Source organism: Variovorax sp. Soil_C_33, assembly GCF_057656935.1.
Window position 1 is genome coordinate 18653 of record NZ_JBDGJK010000015.1, and the last position, 15618, is coordinate 34270.

General features: G+C 67.7%; 14 protein-coding genes. 8 read left to right on the forward strand and 6 right to left on the reverse strand.

Annotated features, from left to right (window positions below):
- Nucleotides 1-9 precede the first annotated feature (9 nt).
- From AC3A6B_RS21620 to AC3A6B_RS21630, 3 genes are read left to right on the forward strand one after another with little or no spacing between them, the layout of a single operon-like run.
- The gene (locus AC3A6B_RS21620; RefSeq protein WP_487838705.1) at nucleotides 10-708 is read left to right on the forward strand and encodes an iron-containing redox enzyme family protein; all 699 of its coding nucleotides are present in this window, start codon (nucleotides 10-12) and stop codon (nucleotides 706-708) included.
- The gene (locus AC3A6B_RS21625; protein WP_487838706.1) at nucleotides 705-1547 is read left to right on the forward strand and encodes an SDR family oxidoreductase; all 843 of its coding nucleotides are present in this window, start codon (nucleotides 705-707) and stop codon (nucleotides 1545-1547) included. The genes AC3A6B_RS21620 and AC3A6B_RS21625 overlap by 4 nt, the downstream gene beginning before the upstream one ends.
- 10 nt (nucleotides 1548-1557) lie before the next feature.
- Nucleotides 1558-2241 (forward strand): tetratricopeptide repeat protein, encoded by a 684-nt coding sequence (locus AC3A6B_RS21630; protein WP_487838707.1) that lies wholly within the window; start codon nucleotides 1558-1560, stop codon nucleotides 2239-2241.
- Between the two features lie 4 nt (nucleotides 2242-2245).
- Here AC3A6B_RS21630 and AC3A6B_RS21635 read toward each other — a convergent pair whose 3' ends face one another.
- Both AC3A6B_RS21635 and AC3A6B_RS21640 read right to left on the reverse strand, forming a co-directional pair.
- Nucleotides 2246-3586, reverse strand: coding sequence for an ATP-binding protein (locus AC3A6B_RS21635; RefSeq protein ID WP_487838708.1), 1341 nt, complete (start codon nucleotides 3584-3586; stop codon nucleotides 2246-2248).
- Entirely contained in the window at nucleotides 3583-4257 is a 675-nt protein-coding gene (locus tag AC3A6B_RS21640) for a response regulator (RefSeq protein WP_487838709.1), read from the reverse strand. Before AC3A6B_RS21640 ends, AC3A6B_RS21635 begins: the two co-directional genes overlap by 4 nt.
- A 44-nt stretch (nucleotides 4258-4301) precedes the next feature.
- Between AC3A6B_RS21640 and AC3A6B_RS21645 the strand changes: the two genes are divergently transcribed.
- Both AC3A6B_RS21645 and AC3A6B_RS21650 read left to right on the forward strand, forming a co-directional pair.
- Entirely contained in the window at nucleotides 4302-5099 is a 798-nt protein-coding gene (locus AC3A6B_RS21645) for a winged helix-turn-helix domain-containing protein (RefSeq protein ID WP_487838710.1), read from the forward strand.
- Entirely contained in the window at nucleotides 5099-7144 is a 2046-nt protein-coding gene (locus tag AC3A6B_RS21650; protein WP_487838711.1) for a PAS domain S-box protein, read from the forward strand. The genes AC3A6B_RS21645 and AC3A6B_RS21650 overlap by 1 nt, the downstream gene beginning before the upstream one ends.
- Nucleotides 7145-7150: 6 nt before the next feature.
- Here the strand turns inward: AC3A6B_RS21650 and AC3A6B_RS21655 are convergent, their stop codons facing one another.
- Nucleotides 7151-7879 (reverse strand): Crp/Fnr family transcriptional regulator, encoded by a 729-nt coding sequence (locus tag AC3A6B_RS21655; protein WP_487838712.1) that lies wholly within the window; start codon nucleotides 7877-7879, stop codon nucleotides 7151-7153.
- Between the two features lie 217 nt (nucleotides 7880-8096).
- Here AC3A6B_RS21655 and AC3A6B_RS21660 point away from each other — a divergent pair, with 217 nt between their 5' ends.
- Nucleotides 8097-8804 carry a Rossmann-fold NAD(P)-binding domain-containing protein gene (locus AC3A6B_RS21660; RefSeq protein ID WP_487838713.1) on the forward strand — a complete coding sequence of 236 codons (708 nt, stop codon included), beginning with the start codon at nucleotides 8097-8099 and terminating at the stop codon, nucleotides 8802-8804.
- Nucleotides 8805-8838: 34 nt separating this feature from the next.
- On the opposite strand, the gene AC3A6B_RS21665 is transcribed toward AC3A6B_RS21660, so the two are convergent.
- Complete coding sequence (locus AC3A6B_RS21665) at nucleotides 8839-10344, reverse strand: thymidine phosphorylase family protein (RefSeq protein WP_487838714.1); 1506 nt, start codon at nucleotides 10342-10344, stop codon at nucleotides 8839-8841.
- A 15-nt stretch (nucleotides 10345-10359) separates the two neighbouring features.
- On the reverse strand, nucleotides 10360-11712 hold the full coding sequence (locus AC3A6B_RS21670; RefSeq protein ID WP_487838715.1) for an MBL fold metallo-hydrolase RNA specificity domain-containing protein: 1353 nt from the start codon (nucleotides 11710-11712) through the stop codon (nucleotides 10360-10362).
- A gap of 115 nt (nucleotides 11713-11827) precedes the next feature.
- On the opposite strand from AC3A6B_RS21670, the gene AC3A6B_RS21675 reads away from it, so the two are divergent.
- On the forward strand, nucleotides 11828-14506 hold the full coding sequence (locus AC3A6B_RS21675; RefSeq protein WP_487838716.1) for a bifunctional acetate--CoA ligase family protein/GNAT family N-acetyltransferase: 2679 nt from the start codon (nucleotides 11828-11830) through the stop codon (nucleotides 14504-14506).
- A gap of 36 nt (nucleotides 14507-14542) precedes the next feature.
- Nucleotides 14543-14791, forward strand: coding sequence for a YgaP family membrane protein (locus AC3A6B_RS21680; RefSeq protein WP_487838717.1), 249 nt, complete (start codon nucleotides 14543-14545; stop codon nucleotides 14789-14791).
- A gap of 188 nt (nucleotides 14792-14979) precedes the next feature.
- Here the strand turns inward: AC3A6B_RS21680 and AC3A6B_RS21685 are convergent, their stop codons facing one another.
- On the reverse strand, nucleotides 14980-15612 hold the full coding sequence (locus AC3A6B_RS21685; RefSeq protein ID WP_487838718.1) for a hypothetical protein: 633 nt from the start codon (nucleotides 15610-15612) through the stop codon (nucleotides 14980-14982).
- Nucleotides 15613-15618 lie beyond the last annotated feature (6 nt).

The following is a 15618-nucleotide window of genomic DNA, read 5'->3' on the forward strand; positions in this document are numbered from 1 at the left end:
GGACTTCTCATGAGTTTCCATGCCCGATTGCTCGAACAGACCGCCGACGCCCGCATGGGGCTGCTCGGCACACCCATCATCCAGGGTTGCCTGCGCGGTGAAGTGTCGCTGCCGAGCTACCTGGCCTTCCTGCGCGAGGCCTACCACCATGTGCGCCACACCGTGCCTTTGCTGCGAGCCTGCAAGGCTGCGCTGCCCGCGCGCAACGACTGGCTGCGCGAGCCGCTGGACGCGTACATCGATGAGGAGCAGGGTCACGACCAGTGGATCCTGGACGACATCCGCGCTGCGGGCGGCGATGCCGAGGCCGTGCGCGAAGGCCTTCCGGGCCACGCCACCGAGGTCATGGTGGCTTATGCGTACGACACCATCGCGCGCCGAAATCCACTGGGTTTCCTCGGCATGGTGCACGTGCTCGAAGGCACCAGCGTGTCGCTGGCGCTGCTCGCAGCCGACCAGATCCAGCAGCCGCTGCAACTGCCGGATGCGGCCTTCAGCTACCTGCGTTCGCACGGCACGCTCGACCAAGAGCACACCGCGCATTTCGCGCTGCTGATGGATCGGATCGAGGATCCACAGGATCAGGCCGACATCGTGCATGCCGCACGTGCCTTCTACCGCCTGTACGGCGATGTGTTCCGCAGCTTGCCCCTGCCGCAGGTCCTGCCGGGCCTGGCGGCGGCCGGTTCCATCGGGGCCACGGCATGAAGGCTAGCGAGGCCCGCATCATGCTCACCGGCGCCACCGGCGGCATCGGAACGGCCGCGGCCGCGACCTTCGTCAAGGCCGGCGCGTCGATGATGCTCGTCGGCCGATCGCCGGCGCGGCTGTCGACCCAGGCACGCGCTCTCTCACGCGACTGCGACATCCGGACGCCGCGCGTGGCGTGGCACGCCGCCGACCTGAACAAGGTGGCCGGCCTCGCGGAGCTGAGCGAGGTCGGGTCGACCTGGGGATGCAACGTGCTCGTGCACGGCGCGGGGGTCCCGAGCTTTGGTCGGCTGGAATCGCTGAGCCCGGACGATATCGCCCAGGTGCTGCACACCAACCTGCTCGCCCCGATGCTGCTGACCCGGGCGCTCCTGCCTCACCTGCGCAACCTGCCGCGCGCCCAGGTGATCTGCGTGGGTTCGGTACTGGGACGCATCGGCCTGCCCGGCTACAGCGTCTACAGCGCCAGCAAATTCGGCTTGCGCGGTTTTGCCGAGGCGCTGCGCCGCGAGCTGGGCGGCAGCAGCGTGCGCGTGCAATACCTCGGCCCGCGCAGCACACGCACCGCCTTCAACGCGGCCGACGTGGAGGCCTACAACCGCGCCACCGGCACCGCGATGGACAGCCCCGAAGTGGTGGCGCACGCCATGCTGCAGCTGATGGAGAGCGAGGCTGCCGAGCGCTTCCTCGGCTTTCCGGAAGGGCTGGCCGTGCGCCTGAACGGGCTCGCGCCCATCCCGATGGACAGCGCCTTCATCAAGCACCGCAACTGCCTGCCCGTCGCCTCGCAGGCGGGCACCAAGCCCGACTCCCCTCCGCTCAATACCGCTCTCTGAGGACCACCGAATGACCCGCACGCCCAAGACCGCCGCCGCGCTTTCCCGCCGCGGCATGACCGCCATGCTGGCTGCCGCCGCCTTCGCACAGCTGCTGCTGCCGCTGGCAGCCGGCGCCGCCGGCGTCGAAGAATCCGTCGCCACGTTGCAGCGCGAGTGGGAAGTCATTCGCTACCAGACGCCGCCCACCGAACGCGAGAAGCGCTTCGAGGCGCTGGCCGCCCAGGCGCGCAAGGTGAGCGAAGCCAGCCCGGGACGCAGCGAACCGCTGGTCTGGGAGGGCATCATCGTCAGCTCCTGGGCCGGCGAGCGCGGCGGGCTTGGCGCGCTCGGCCTGGTCAAGCAGGCCAAGGCGCTGTACGAAGAGGCCATCCGCATCGACGGCGACGTGCTGGACGGCTCGGCCTACAACAGCCTCGGCGTTCTCTACTACAAGGTGCCCGGCTGGCCGGTCGGCTTCGGCGACAAGGCCAAAGCCAAGGAGTTGCTGCAGAAGGCGCTGGCCCTCAATCCCAAGGGCATCGACCCCAACTATTTCTATGGCGAATACCTGCTCGAAATCAAGCAGCCCGACCAGGCCGTGACTTATCTCGAGCGTGCGATACAGGCGCCTGCCCGCCCCGGCCGCCAGGTGGCCGATGCGGGGCGGCGCGAAGAGGCGCGCGCACTGCTCGAAAAAGCGAGAAACAAGTAGACACTCAGCGGCGCGCCGCGTCGAAGCGCAGCACGACGCGCACGCCCTTGCCGTTCGCGCCGGCACCGAACATCACTTCCAGTCCGTGCAGCTCGGCGATGCGCCGCGCGATCGACACCCCCAGGCCGCTGCCGCCTTCCTGCTGTCCGGCGGGCCGATAGAAGCGCTCCCCCAGTCGAAGAAGTTGTTCGGGTGACAAGGATTCGCCCCCGTTCTCCACCTCAAGCTGCTCCTCTGCGACTCGCAGCGTCACGGCCGTCCCTCGCGGCGCGTAGCGCACAGCGTTGTCCAGCAGATTGCGCAACAGCACAGTCAGCAGGTTCTCGTCGCCCAGCAACGGCATCGGATGCCGGCCTCGCGGGGGCCATTCGCAGGCCAGGTCGATCCGGCGGCGTTCGGCCAGGACCAGGCAGTCGTTCACCGCATGCTCCACGATGGTCGGCCACCGCACCTCCGTCGTCATCGATGCCGCGTGGGTCGATTCCAGGCGCGACAAGGCCAGCATCTGGCTGACGAGGCGGCTCATGCGTTCCATGCCCGCGGTGAACTTGGCTTCGGCCTGGGCGCGCTCGGGCCCGTTTGCCGCACGGCGCACCACGTCCCATTGAACGCGCAGCACGGCCAGCGGCGTACGGAGCTCGTGCGCGGCATCGGCCGTGAAGCGGCGCTCGCGCGCCAGCATGGCCTCGATGCGCGCGAACAGGCCGTTCATCGCGTCCACCAGCGGCTTGAGTTCGGCCGGCGCCTGGCCCTCGGGCACGGGCTGGAGATCGTCCGCGCGCCGGCCCCGCAACTCCGCCGTGAGCTGGCGCACGGGGGCCAGCGCCCGCCGCACGGCCCAAGCCATGATCACCAACAGCAGCGGCAGCACCAGCAACCAGGGCACCACCTGGCTCGCCGTCAGGCTGAAAACGAGTTCGTCACGCTCATAGGCTTTTTGCCCCGCTGCGACCATCCCTTCCCCGGCCAGCGACCGCAGGTAGTAGACACGCCAGAGATTTCCATTGATGCGCTCGTCCACAAAACCGGCGCCGTCGACCCGCGGGAACTGAGCGCCCTCTCCGTCAGCCACCATGAGGCGCCCGTCGGCGTCCCACACCGCGATCGCAAGGTCGCGCACGTCGGCTTCGCCCGATCCCTCGCTACCCGGTGCCGGCGCAGGCGGCAGCACAACGGGCGCTCCTGGCAGCCTCGTCTGCACCTGTCGGGCCAAACGGATCAACTCGGTATCGAAAAGCTCGTTGACTTCGTGTCGCGCCCGGTCGACGGACACGATAAGCGCCACGGCCCATACCAGCGGCGCACACACCACCAGGTACGTCAGCAAGCGGCGTTGAAGGCTCATGGGGAGGCTTCCCCCGAGCCAAGCGCGTAGCCGACACCACGCACCGTGCGCACGATGCCGGGATCGATCTTGCGCCGCAGGCGATGGATGTGGACCTCCAGCGTGTTGCTTTCCGGTTCCCCACCGCTCCAGTCATAGAGCTTTTGCTGCAGATAGGCCTTGGACAGGACGCGCTGAGGATCCGTCAGCAGCGCCTCCAGCAGGGCCAGCTCGCGGCCGGTGAGGTCGATCGGCATCCCCTTCCAGCGCACCTGCTTGGCCGCCGGATCGTATTCGAGCGCGCCGTGCTGCCACACCGATTGGGCATGCCCGGACGCACGGCGCACCAGGGCGCGCAAGCGCGCGGCGAGTTCGTCGATGGTGATTGGCTTGACCAGGTAGTCGTCCGCCCCCCCGTCCAATCCGGCGATGCGCTGGTCGACGCCATCGCGCGCGGTCAGGATGAGCACCGGAAGCTTCAGGCCGCGGCCGCGCCAGCGGCCCAGCCAATGCATGCCGTCGCCGCCGGGAAGGCCGAGATCCAGCACCACCGCATCGAAGGGCGCATCGGCCAGCGCCGCGTCAGCCTGGGCGCCGCTGTCGAACCAGTCGACCACCTGGCCCAGTTGACGCAGCCCGGACGCCAGGGCATCGCCAAGCAGGATGTCATCTTCGACGATGAGAATGCGCATGGGTGGCCTGGCGTCGTGCGATCGAGGGCGTGCGATGGAGCATTATGCAAACCAGTCCGCCGACCCGGCCCCTGTTGATGGTCCGTGGCCACCCGACTAACATCACCCGGGTGACCACCTCCATCCATCTCGCAGTTCTCGACGACGAAGCAGACATCACGATGCTGCTCGCCAACTACCTTGCAGGCCACGGCTTTCGCGTCAGCCAGCTGCATTCCGGTACAGCGCTCATGGACCTGATGGCAAGCGATGCGCCCATGCTCGTTCTGCTCGACCTGGGCCTGCCCGGCGAGGACGGCTTCGCCATCGCGCGCCAGTTGCGGGAGCACTGGCGCTGCGGGCTGGTGATCGTCACCGGCCGGGGCGATTCAGTCGACAAGGTGGTTGGCCTGGAGGTCGGCGCCGACGACTACGTCACCAAGCCTTTCGATCTGCGCGAACTGTTGGCGCGCATTAAGGCGGTGCTGCGCCGCCTTGCACCTGGTGAACAGGGCCAGGGAAAAGCGAACGCAGAAGGCGCAGCGACGCTGTTGCGCTTTGCGCAGTGGGAGCTCGACACCGCCGCGCGACGCCTGCTGGATCCGGGCCGCAACGAGGTTTCCCTGACCACAGGCGAGTTCGATCTGCTGAACACGCTGGTGACGCACCCGGGCCGCGTGCTGTCGAGGGACTTCCTTCTCGAACACACCCGTGGCCGCGACGGCGGACCCTTCGACCGCACCATCGACGTCCAGATCGGGCGGCTGCGCAAGAAGCTGGAAGCCGACCCGAACAACCCACAGATCATCAAGTCGGTGCGCGGCGCGGGCTACATCCTGGTTCCCAAGGTCGAGGCGGGTTGATGAAGCAGAAATCCCTCGTTCCCGGATTCGACGATGGGGCGGTATTCCGTTCGCTCTTCGCCGCCTATCCGGACGCGCTTCTGCTGGTCGATCTTCAGGGCGTGATCGGACTCGCCAATCCGGCAGCGCTCGACTTGTTGGGCTATTCGGCAGACGAACTCGTCGGGCTTTCGGTCGACGAGCTGGTGCCCGATGCGATCCGGCCTCGCCATGCGGCCTACCGCAACGCCTACGCAGCCCATCCTCGTACGCGCCCGATGGGCATGCAAATGGACCTGGTCGCCAAACGGCGCGACGGCAGCACGGTGATGGTCGAGATCGCGCTGAGTCCGTTGCAGGATCACGGCCTGCCGTACGTGGTGGCTGCCATCCGAAGCGTCGGCGCGTATCCGCGGGTCAAGCAGGCCATGGAAAGAGCCCGATATGCCGAGCATCTCGCCCAGTTCGGCCGCTTCGCGGTCGATGCGCGCGAACCGCAGGAACTTCTGGAGCGCGTGCCGGCGATCGCCGCCGAAGCGCTCCAGGTCGAGACAGCCGAGATCCTCCTGCTGGAGCAAAACGGCCTCGAATTCCGGGTCGCTGCCATCACCGGCGCCTTGCAGGATCTCGCCGTCGGGGATCGAGTTCCCAATTCGCCCACCTCGCCTGCCGGCAGCGTAGCGGCCGATGGCAAGGCGGTTCTGGTGGCGGACCACGCGCGGGACACCCGCTTCGAGCTGGCATCACGTGCCATGGAACGCGGCCTGCCAAGCGAGCTCACCGTGCCGCTGCTGGATCGCGGCCGGACCATCGGTGTCCTGGCCGTGCACTCGAGCACGCCGGGGCGATTCGGCGACGACGAGCTTCGATTTCTCGATTCGCTCTCGAGCCTGCTGGGGACCGTCCTGCAGCGCGCGCAGAGCGAAGAAGCGCTCAACCACGCCCAACGCCTGGAGACTGTCGGCCAGCTGACCGGCGGCGTCGCGCATGACTTCAACAACTTGCTGACCATCATCTCGGGCAACCTGCAGGTGCTCGAAGACGCTCCTGCGTGCGCCGGCGACCCGTTCATCCAGCAACTCGTCGGCGCCGCCGCGCGTGCCACGCGCCGAGGCGCCGAGCTGACGGGCAAGCTGCTCGCGTTCTCGCGTCGCCAGGTGCTTCAACCCACGGTCGTCGACACGGCTGCGCTGCTGCATTCGCTGACCGACATGCTGCGCCGTACGCTCGATCAACGCATCGTCATCACACTCGATGCCGAAGAGGCCCTGTGCCTGGCGGACCCGGGGCAGCTCGAATCCGCGCTGTTGAACGTCGCCATCAACGCGCGCGACGCGATGCCGCAAGGCGGCACGTTGGTCTTTGGCTGCCGCGCCATCGCCTCGCTGCCGGCCAGTCTCGATGCCGAGCGCGGGCAGGCCAACGAGGCCGGCTATGTGGCAATCTCCATCGCGGACACGGGCTCGGGCATGCCCGAGGCCGTCAAGGAGCGTGCCTTCGAGCCCTTCTTCACCACCAAGGAAAGTGGCCGCGGCACCGGCCTCGGCCTTTCGACCGTCTACGGCTTCGCCAAGCAATCGCGCGGCGCCGTCGCTCTCAGCAGCGCGCCCGGCGCCGGCACCACGGTGACGCTCTATCTCCCGCGCGTCGACGAGGATGACGCTGCCGAGGATCTCGACACTACTGCGTCGGGCAGTGTGCCCGCCAACCTTCGTGTCCTGCTGGTCGAGGACGATCCCGAGGTGCGAAGCGTGGTGGAGAAGTTCCTTGCTGCGATGGCGTGCGAGGTCGTCGCCTGCGCGAACGCCGAAGAAGCGTTGAGCGTGCTCGAATCGGACCCGGGCATCGGGCTGGTGCTTACCGACATCCTGCTCGGCCCTGGCATGCGCGGTACCGAACTGGCTGAGACGGTGCGCACGCAGCTGCCCCGCCTGCCGGTGCTGCTGATGTCGGGTTATTCCAGCCAGCTGCTCGATGAGCCCCAGGGCTGGGAGCTGCTGCGCAAGCCGTACACGCGCAGCGAGCTCGAGGGCGCCATCGTGAGGGTCCTTAGCGCAGCTCAGTGAAGCAGCTCAGTGAAGGGCGGCGGCGCTCATGGGTGCGGCAAGGCTCTGCATGAAGCTCGTGAGCGCCTCCACCTGCGGAATGTGGATGTCGCGCCGACCCTTCTCGGTGAAGCGGATCACGTCGCCACGCGCCAGTCGGGAGAGCGCACGGCTCACGCTCTCCAGCGTCATGCCGAGGTAGTTGCCGATCTCGGCGCGCGTCATGCGCAGCGTGATCTGGTCGGTGCGCAGGCCGCGCTGTGCGAGCGCGTCGGCCCAGTAGCGCAGGAAACCGGCCACGCGGGCGTCGGCGGGCAAGGTGCAAAGCGACAGCATCGAATCGTGATCGCGCATGAGTTCGCGGCTCATGGCCTCATGCAGCGCCGTCAGCAGCGCAGGGGTGCGGACCGCCGCCTGAAGCAAGGCGTCATAGCGAACGGCCCAGATCTCGCCGGTGTCCATCGCGACCGCGTCGCAGCCGTACTGTGACGTGGCGATCCCGTCGAGGCCCAGCCAGTCGCCCTTGAAATGAAGTCCGACCACCTGCTCGCGGCCTTCGCTCGACAGGTTGACCATCTTGAAGAAGCCCGAATTCACGATGTAAAGGCACCCGAACTGCTGGCCCGCCTGATAGATCGTTTCCCCCGTGCGCACGACGCGACGCTGGATCGGAAGGGTGTCCTGCAGCAGTTGCAGCATGTCTGCAATGCGCTGGACGGTGGACCGGGTGCACCTGGGAACGCTCGTCGTTGTCACTTTCTTGCTCCTTGCGAATCGATGGTTGAAGCTTAGAAAGCCAGTGCAACAGCGACGCCAACGTGACGGCTGTCTCGGTAACAGTGGGTGAATGCTTTGTGTCTCGTTGGTAGCAACGCCCACAGAACGCCTGATCGTTGACGGCGATCAAGGTCAGGATGGCGACAGGCTATACCTTCGCTGTGTGCAATCCCGCCTCTCCCTCCCTACGCACTGCTTGTCGCCCGGTGAGCCGCTGCGCGCCGGCCATATCCTGGCGGTCTTCGCCGCCGCCCGGCGCCTGAGGACCGCGGCGAAGGCGGGCACGGTCGGCAAGCCCCTGCGAGGCAAGAACATCGCCCTGCTGATCGGCACGTCTTCCGAAGGAGAAAGGTCGGCGCTTCATGGCGCTGCGCTGGAGCTTGGGGCACGCATCGCCGAGGTAAGGTTCGCCGAGCCCGCAGAATCAGCGCCTTCCAACGGCGACATTCGCCCGCTGGCACGGATGCTGGGCCGCATGTACGACGCGATTGACTGCGGAACGATGCCTTCGGCAGCCGCCCGCCAGTTGGAAAGGGAAGCCGGGGTGCCCGTCTACCAGGGACTGGGGATGGACGATCACCCAGCCCGGGCGCTGGCGGATCTCATGGCGCTGTGCGAGCATCGGCCGCCGACAACGACCCGCGCGTCGATCCTCTTCCTCGGCGATCCGCGGACCCTGCGGGGCCGCGCTTTCCTGTCCGCCGCCCGTGAAATTGGTTTCGAGGTGGAGATGGGCGGCCAATGCCAGGCGGCTTCGAACGATGCAACTTGCGTAGTCGATGCGACGAACCCCACGCACTGGTCGCTCTTTGCGCAGAGCGGGCCGCTGGACCAGGCTGGGCTTTCCGCGAATCACCGCTTCGTGATGCAGACGGTGCTGCTCGATACCATCGCCGACGGTTGACGCGGCATGTCGGCGTCCGCTGCTTCCCGCGTGCTCATGACAGAGCCTCGATCTGAACGACAGGCAGCTGCGAACGCAGAAAGCGCAAGGCGTACTGGAGCGCCCCAGGGCTGCCGGCATGTAAGGTGAAGAGCGGCTGTCCCAGCTCGACGTGGTCGCCTGCACGAACATGCATTCTTGCCCCGGCCGCCGGATCGCGCGGAGCGCCAGCCAGCTTGGCCGCGCGCGAGATCAGCCGGGTGTCGATCGCAGACACCGTACCGCACGCATGCGCAATCACGTCCTCGGTGTGCGCCGCCCTGGGTGGCACGCGCAAGCCACCCTGCGCTTCGCAGATCGCGAGGAACTTGGCCAGCGCGCGCCCATCGTCCAGCACCTCGCGCGCCAGTGCCTGCCCGCTGCCGAGGGCAGTCTTTCCGGCCATTTCCAGCAGCAAGCCGGCAAGCAGCAGTGCACGCTCGCGCAAGTCCTGCGGCGCATCGGCGCTGCGTTCCAGCACGGCCATCACGTCCATCGCCTCCAGCGCGGGCCCGATGCCGCGACCCACAGGCTGCGTGCCGTCGGTGAACACGGTGCGCACCTGCAGCCCCAATGCTGCACCCACGGATACCAAGCTGCGCGACAGGAGCTCGGCGGCGGCCGTGCTGCGAACCTTGGTCAGCGGGCCGACCGGCAGATCGATCAGAACGCGCTGCGAGCCCGCCGCCGCTTTCTTCGAAAGGATGGAGGCCACCAGCAAGCCTTCGCTATCGAGATTCAGCGGGCGCTCCACGCGAATCAACATGTCATCGGCGGGACTGATCCGGGTGGCGCCGCCCCATGCAATGCACCCCCCTTCCCTTGCGACGACGCGGCGCAGCGCCACCAGGTCCAGCTCGACGGGCGCCAGTGTCTCCATCGCATCGGCAGTACCGGCCGCGGAGGTGATGGCGCGCGAGGAAGTCTTGGGCATCAGCACGCCGCACGCGGTGACGATCGGCACCACCAGCAGCGTGGTCCGATTGCCCGGGAGGCCGCCGATGCAGTGCTTGTCCATCACTGGCGAAGCGCCCCAGTCGATGCGTTCGCCCACATCGACCATGGCCTGCGTCAACGCCACCGTCTCGTCGAGATCGAGTCCGCCGCCGGCACAGACCGTCACCAGGGACGCCAGGTGAATGTCGGAAAGCCGGCCACGGCTCACGTCTTCCATGAGCTCGCGCAGGGCGGAGTAGCCAAGCCTGCCGCCGTGGACCTTGGCGCGCAGGTGCGCAAGCGAGGCAAGCACCGGAGGATGGCGCACCTCCACTTCATCGCCTGCTGCCGCGCCCAGCAAGGCCCACGCGACCTCCGACAACGCGATCTCCTCGCTGCCAAGCCAGTCGCTGCTCACGTGGTGCAGGATCGCGAGCAGATGGCGTCCGTTGGCGATTACCTCGACCTGCGCCTGCGCTTCGAAGCCTTCCGCCCGGCAGACAGGGCAGTCGCCGCGCATGTACACCACGGGCTGCTGATAGGTGTCGATGCCGGCCCGGCGTGCCTGCAGGCGTTCGAAGGACATGGCGTGGATCGTTCTTCAGAGCTTGCGGGATTCGAGGTACTCCGGCACTGTGACCGGCCAGCCGTGACGCTCCTCGATGGCAAGCCGCAGCGCATCGGCAGCCACCGGCTCGCCGTGGGTCACGAAAACCCGCTTCGGCCTACGCAGCGCGCCTAGCCAGGCCAGCAGCTGTTCGCGGTCCGCATGGGCCGACAAGGTGTCCAGATTCGCCACCTCCGCATGCACCGGCACATAGGCGCCATGGATCTTGACCGCCTCCGAGCCGCCCACCAGCGCGGCTCCGCGCGTTCCCGCGGCCTGGAAGCCGGCAAACAGGATCGTGTTCCTCGCGTCAGGCGCATACGTCTTCAGGTGATGCAGCACGCGCCCGCCGGTCGCCATGCCGCTGGCGGAAACGATGATCGAAGGAAACGTCAACGTGTTGAGCCGCTTCGATTCCTCGACCGTGTTGACGATGGTGACCTCCTTGCTCATGGCGGCGCACTGCTCGGCGCTCAGCCGGTGCTCGTCGAGGTGATGCCGAAAGATGCGCGTGGCATCGGCCGCCATGGGGCTGTTCAGGTACACCGGCATGTCGGGAATGCGGTGCGCCTTCTTGAGCAGGTGGATGCAGTGCAGGATGGTCTGCGCGCGCCCGACGGCGAAGGAAGGGATGACGACAACGCCGCCGCGCGCCGCGGTGCGATTGACCACGTCGGCCAGCGCCATGAGCGTATCGACGTCGCGATGCCGGCGATCGCCATAGGTGGACTCCACGACGACATAGTCCGCCTGCTCGGGAGATTCGGGCGGGCGCATCACCAGGTCGTCGCTGCGGCCGAGGTCGCCGGAAAACAGGATGCTGCCCCCCGTCCAGCTGATGTGCGCACTGGCCGCGCCGAGAATGTGCCCGGCGCGCTTCAGACGCCACGACCAGCCCGGCCACGGCGAATGCTCCTTGTCGAAGGGAATGGTCTCGAAGCGCTCCAGCGCTGCGCTGGCCTCCTCTTGCGTGTACAGCGGCAGGGCCGGCTTGTGCTTCGAATGGCCGTGCCGGTTCGCAAAATCGGCCTCCTCCTGCTGCAGCCGTCCCGAATCCGGCAGCAGCAGCTCGCAAAGGTCGCGCGTCGCCCCGCTGCAGTACACAGGGCCCTTGAAGCCGAGCTTGACAAGCCGCGGCACATACCCGCTGTGATCCATGTGCGCATGCGTGAGCAGCACCGCATCGATCTCGGAGGCCTTGATCGGCAAAGGCTCCCAATTGCGCAGCCGCAGCTGCTTCAGGCCCTGGAACAGGCCGCAGTCGACCAGCAGCCGGCGGCCGTTGTGCTCCAACAGGTACTTGGATCCGGTGACGGTGCCTACGCCGCCGAGGAACTCGATGCGCATCGCTTCTCCTTGGTTGTGTCCGGAGCTTGGCAGCGCCGCGCCGCCCAGACTTGATGTTCATCAAAGGCCCGCGATATCACGCCGCGCATGATCGTGCTTTCTCTCGGAGGTTCCCTTGACGATCCGCCACCTCGACCGGCTCTTGTCGCCCACCTCGGTAGCCGTTATCGGCGCGTCCAACCGTCTGGGCAGCGTCGGCACCATGGTCTGGCGCAACCTGCGCGCCGGCCACTTCCAGGGCCCGATCTACGCCGTGAACCCCAAGCACACGGCGCTCGACGGTGTGCCCGTCTTCGCCAAGGCCGCCCTCCTGCCCGCCGCCCCGGATCTGGCCCTCCTGTGTACGCCTGCGCACACCGTCGCGCAACTGGTGGCCGAGCTCGGTGCCCTGGGAACCCGCGCCGTCATCATCGTGACCGCGGGGCTGAGTGCCGCGCAGAAGCAGGCGGCGCTCGACGCGGCCAGACCGCATCTGATGCGCTTGCTCGGCCCCAACTGCATCGGCCTGCTGAGCCCGCACATCGGACTGAACGCCGGTTTCGCCCACACCGACGCGCTGGCGGGCGAGTTGGCCTTCGTCTCGCAATCGGGAGCGCTGGTGACCGCGATGCTCGACTGGGCCAAGAGCCGCGGCATCGGCCTGTCGCACCTCGTGTCTCTCGGCGAGCACTGCGACGTCGACTTCGGCGACCTGCTGGACCACCTGGCCAGCGACGCGCGCACGCGATCCATCCTGCTCTATGTCGAATCGATCGAGTCGCCTCGCAAGTTCATGTCAGCCGCACGGGCGGCAGCGCGCAACAAGCCGGTGATCATCGTGAAGGCCGGGCGCGCGGGCAACGGCGTGCATGCCGCCGCTTCGCACACCGGTGCGCTGGCCGGCTCGGACATCGTCTACGACGCGGCCATCCGCCGCGCCGGCATGCTGCGCGTCGACACGATGCAGGAACTGTTCATGGCGGCCGAGATCCTGGCGCGCTTCCGGGGCAACCGCAGCGACACGCTCACCATCATGACCAATGGCGGCGGTGCCGGCGTGATGGCCGCCGACGCGGCCGCGCAGGCCGGCATCACGCTGGCGCAGCCCCGCAATGCGCTGCTGGAGCGCTTGGACGACGCACTGCCATCCAATTGGTCACGCGCCAATCCGATCGACATCATCGGCGACGCGCCGATCGAACGCTACACCGCGACCCTGTCGGCCCTGCTCGCCGACGAGTCAGCCGGCGCCGTGCTGTTCGTCCATGCCCCGACGGCCATCGTGCGCAGCGACGACATCGCCCGGGCCTGCCTGCCGCTGGTGCGCGAGAACGGTCAGCGCGTGATGAGCGCCTGGCTCGGAGACGCCGCTGTCGCCCAGGCGCGCCAGCTGTTCGAGCAGGCTGGCGTGCCCGACTACCGGACGCCCGAGGAAGCCGTTCGCGCCTTCGCGATGCTGCAGACCTACAGGCGCAATCAGGAGATGCTGACCGAGGCGCCGAGCGCGAGCGAGAACGCGGCACCCGATCTCGCCGCAGCGCGACGACAGCTCGATGGGGTTCTTGCCGAAGGCCGCGAATGGCTCGATGAACAGGAGGCCAAGGAAGTGCTCAAGGCATACGGCGTGCCGGTGGCGCCGACCATCGCTGTGGCCGCGTCGGCCCAGGCCATCTTTGCTGCCGCGCAAGAAGTCGGCTATCCGGTGGCGCTGAAGATCGTCTCGCGCGACATCACGCACAAGTCCGACGTGGGTGGCGTGCGCCTGGATCTGCGCGACCAGGCGTCGCTGGACCATGCCGTCAGCGAAATGCTCCAGGCCGTGCGCACCGCGAGGCCCGATGCGCACGTCGATGGCTTCACCGTGCAGCGGATGGTGCGCCGGCCGCACGCGCAGGAGGTCATCGTTGGCGCCAGCATCGACAGTGTCTTCGGTCCGGTGATCCTCTGCGGCCAGGGCGGCACCGCGGTGGAGGTGACCGCGGACAGCGCCGTCGCCCTGCCTCCACTCAACCGCAGCCTGGCGCGCGAACTGGTCTCACGCACCCGCGTCTCGCGCCTGCTCGCCGGCTACCGCGACCATCCGCCGGCCCGGATGGACGCGCTCTACGACGTGCTGATCGCCGTGTCGCAGATGCTCGCCGATCTGCCGCAGCTGGCGGAGCTGGACATCAACCCGCTGTTTGTCGACGAATCGGGCGCCATTGCCCTGGATGCCCGCATTCGCGTCTCGAGACAGCCAGTCGCTGGGGCCGAGCGCTTCGCGATCCTTCCCTATCCTTCGCAATGGGCTCGCAGGCTGACCTGGAGCAGCCGCGAGATCACCGTACGGCCGATCCGTCCCGAGGACGAAGCGCAGCACCGGCGCTTCCTGGAACGGCTCGACCCGGAAGACATTCGCATGCGCATCTTCCAGACCAGGCGCGAGCTGCCGCGCAGCGAACTGGCCCGGCTCACCCAGATCGACTACGACCGGGAAATGGCATTCATTGCCGAAGCGCTCGACGCGCAGGGCGTGCACGAAACACTAGGCGTGGCTCGCACCGTGAGCGACCCCGACCGGGTGGAGGCCGAGTTCGCCATCATCGTGCGCTCCGATCTCAAGGGCGCGGGACTTGGCAGGCTTCTGTTCCAGCAATTGATTGACCACGCGATCAGCCGCGGAACCGGCCGTCTCGTGGGCATCGTGCTGCGCGAGAACAAGCGGATGCTGAATCTCTGCCGCGATCTGGGCTTCGAGGCGGACCCGACGGAGCCGGCCGGCTCGGGCGTGCGGCGCATGGTCAAGACCCTGGGCAGCCCGGTCGCCGATCCTTGATCCAACGCAAGCACGCCGGGGCGCGACTGAAGCACGATGCATGCACTCGAATTCCATGGAGAACACGCAATGAACCGGAATGTCGGAAACGCCGATCGCCTCCTTCGTATCACCGCGGGTGCCGCGCTCATCGGCATGTCGGTTGCCGGCGCGATCGGCCCATGGGGGTATTTCGGCATCGTGCCCCTGTTGACGGGCCTGCTGGGTGCGTGTCCCGCCTACACGCTGTTCGGCGTCAGCACCTGTGGCAGCCCCGGCTCCCGAGACCGGCCAGGACGGCCGTGATGCCGCCCCATCGAAGCGCCTGGGAAGACCTGCCATGTGGATGATCGTCGCGGCATTGGTGCTGCTCGGTGCGGCGGCGCTGTGGCTCTTCTTTCAGGCGCTGATTGCCTGGATCACCCTGGACTGATGCCACTGCGATGTCCCTGGCGCGGCCGCCTCGTTCGCACTGCGTTGAAGGGGGGCCGCCGTCAAGGCGCGGTCACGGCCGAATCACCTTGCAGCGCCTGCTTTCTCGCTCTCCACGATGCTTCGGCAGCGCCGTGGCTGACCCTCGCCGAGCTACGCAAGGCCTCGCGCGCAGTCCCCAATGCCTCGTAGGCCGTTGCTGCGGCTCGCTTGGCCTCCGCCCTGTTCGCCCCAGGGGTTCGCTCGGACGCTGCTTCGAATTGTTCGAGTGCCCGGGTCCAGGCCATGGAGGCTTGCTCGCTTGCGTGCGCCGCCTCCCGGGCCGCGATCTCGGCGCGGCTGGTCGCGAGAGCGGCCGCCACAAGCGCCGTTTGCCAGGCGTGGTGCGCAGACGACTGGGTCTTCCGTGCCGCGCGGCGCGCCGCTTGCGCGTTGCGATCGGAGGGCGAGCGTGCATAGCTTCTGGCCTTCACCAGCGCGGCACCGCCGTCCCGTGAGGCCTTCCGCGTTGCCGAAACGGCATCGAGCGCCGCCTGGTACGCGCGGTCATGCATCGTCAAGCGCTGCGTCTGCGCCGGGAGTTGCGCCCGTGCTTGCGCTGGCGGGGGCGCCGCGCCCTGCTGGGCGGCGCAGGGAACTCCCAGCGCGATCCACGCAGCCGACAAGACGAAGAGCGTGACGGCGCGATTGTTCATTAATGC

Excerpts from the sequence above, each read along its gene's own strand:
- AC3A6B_RS21620 (WP_487838705.1), top strand. The coding sequence starts at position 10 with ATGAGTTTCCATGCCCGATTGCTCGAACAGACCGCCGACGCCCGCATG.
- AC3A6B_RS21625 (WP_487838706.1), top strand. The coding sequence starts at position 705 with ATGAAGGCTAGCGAGGCCCGCATCATGCTCACCGGCGCCACCGGCGGC.
- AC3A6B_RS21630 (WP_487838707.1), top strand. The coding sequence starts at position 1,558 with ATGACCCGCACGCCCAAGACCGCCGCCGCGCTTTCCCGCCGCGGCATG.
- AC3A6B_RS21635 (WP_487838708.1), bottom strand. The coding sequence starts at position 3,586 with ATGAGCCTTCAACGCCGCTTGCTGACGTACCTGGTGGTGTGTGCGCCG.
- AC3A6B_RS21640 (WP_487838709.1), bottom strand. The coding sequence starts at position 4,257 with ATGCGCATTCTCATCGTCGAAGATGACATCCTGCTTGGCGATGCCCTG.
- AC3A6B_RS21645 (WP_487838710.1), top strand. The coding sequence starts at position 4,302 with ATGCAAACCAGTCCGCCGACCCGGCCCCTGTTGATGGTCCGTGGCCAC.
- AC3A6B_RS21650 (WP_487838711.1), top strand. The coding sequence starts at position 5,099 with ATGAAGCAGAAATCCCTCGTTCCCGGATTCGACGATGGGGCGGTATTC.
- AC3A6B_RS21665 (WP_487838714.1), bottom strand. The coding sequence starts at position 10,344 with ATGTCCTTCGAACGCCTGCAGGCACGCCGGGCCGGCATCGACACCTAT.
- AC3A6B_RS21670 (WP_487838715.1), bottom strand. The coding sequence starts at position 11,712 with ATGCGCATCGAGTTCCTCGGCGGCGTAGGCACCGTCACCGGATCCAAG.
- AC3A6B_RS21680 (WP_487838717.1), top strand. The coding sequence starts at position 14,543 with ATGCATGCACTCGAATTCCATGGAGAACACGCAATGAACCGGAATGTC.
- AC3A6B_RS21685 (WP_487838718.1), bottom strand. The coding sequence starts at position 15,612 with ATGAACAATCGCGCCGTCACGCTCTTCGTCTTGTCGGCTGCGTGGATC.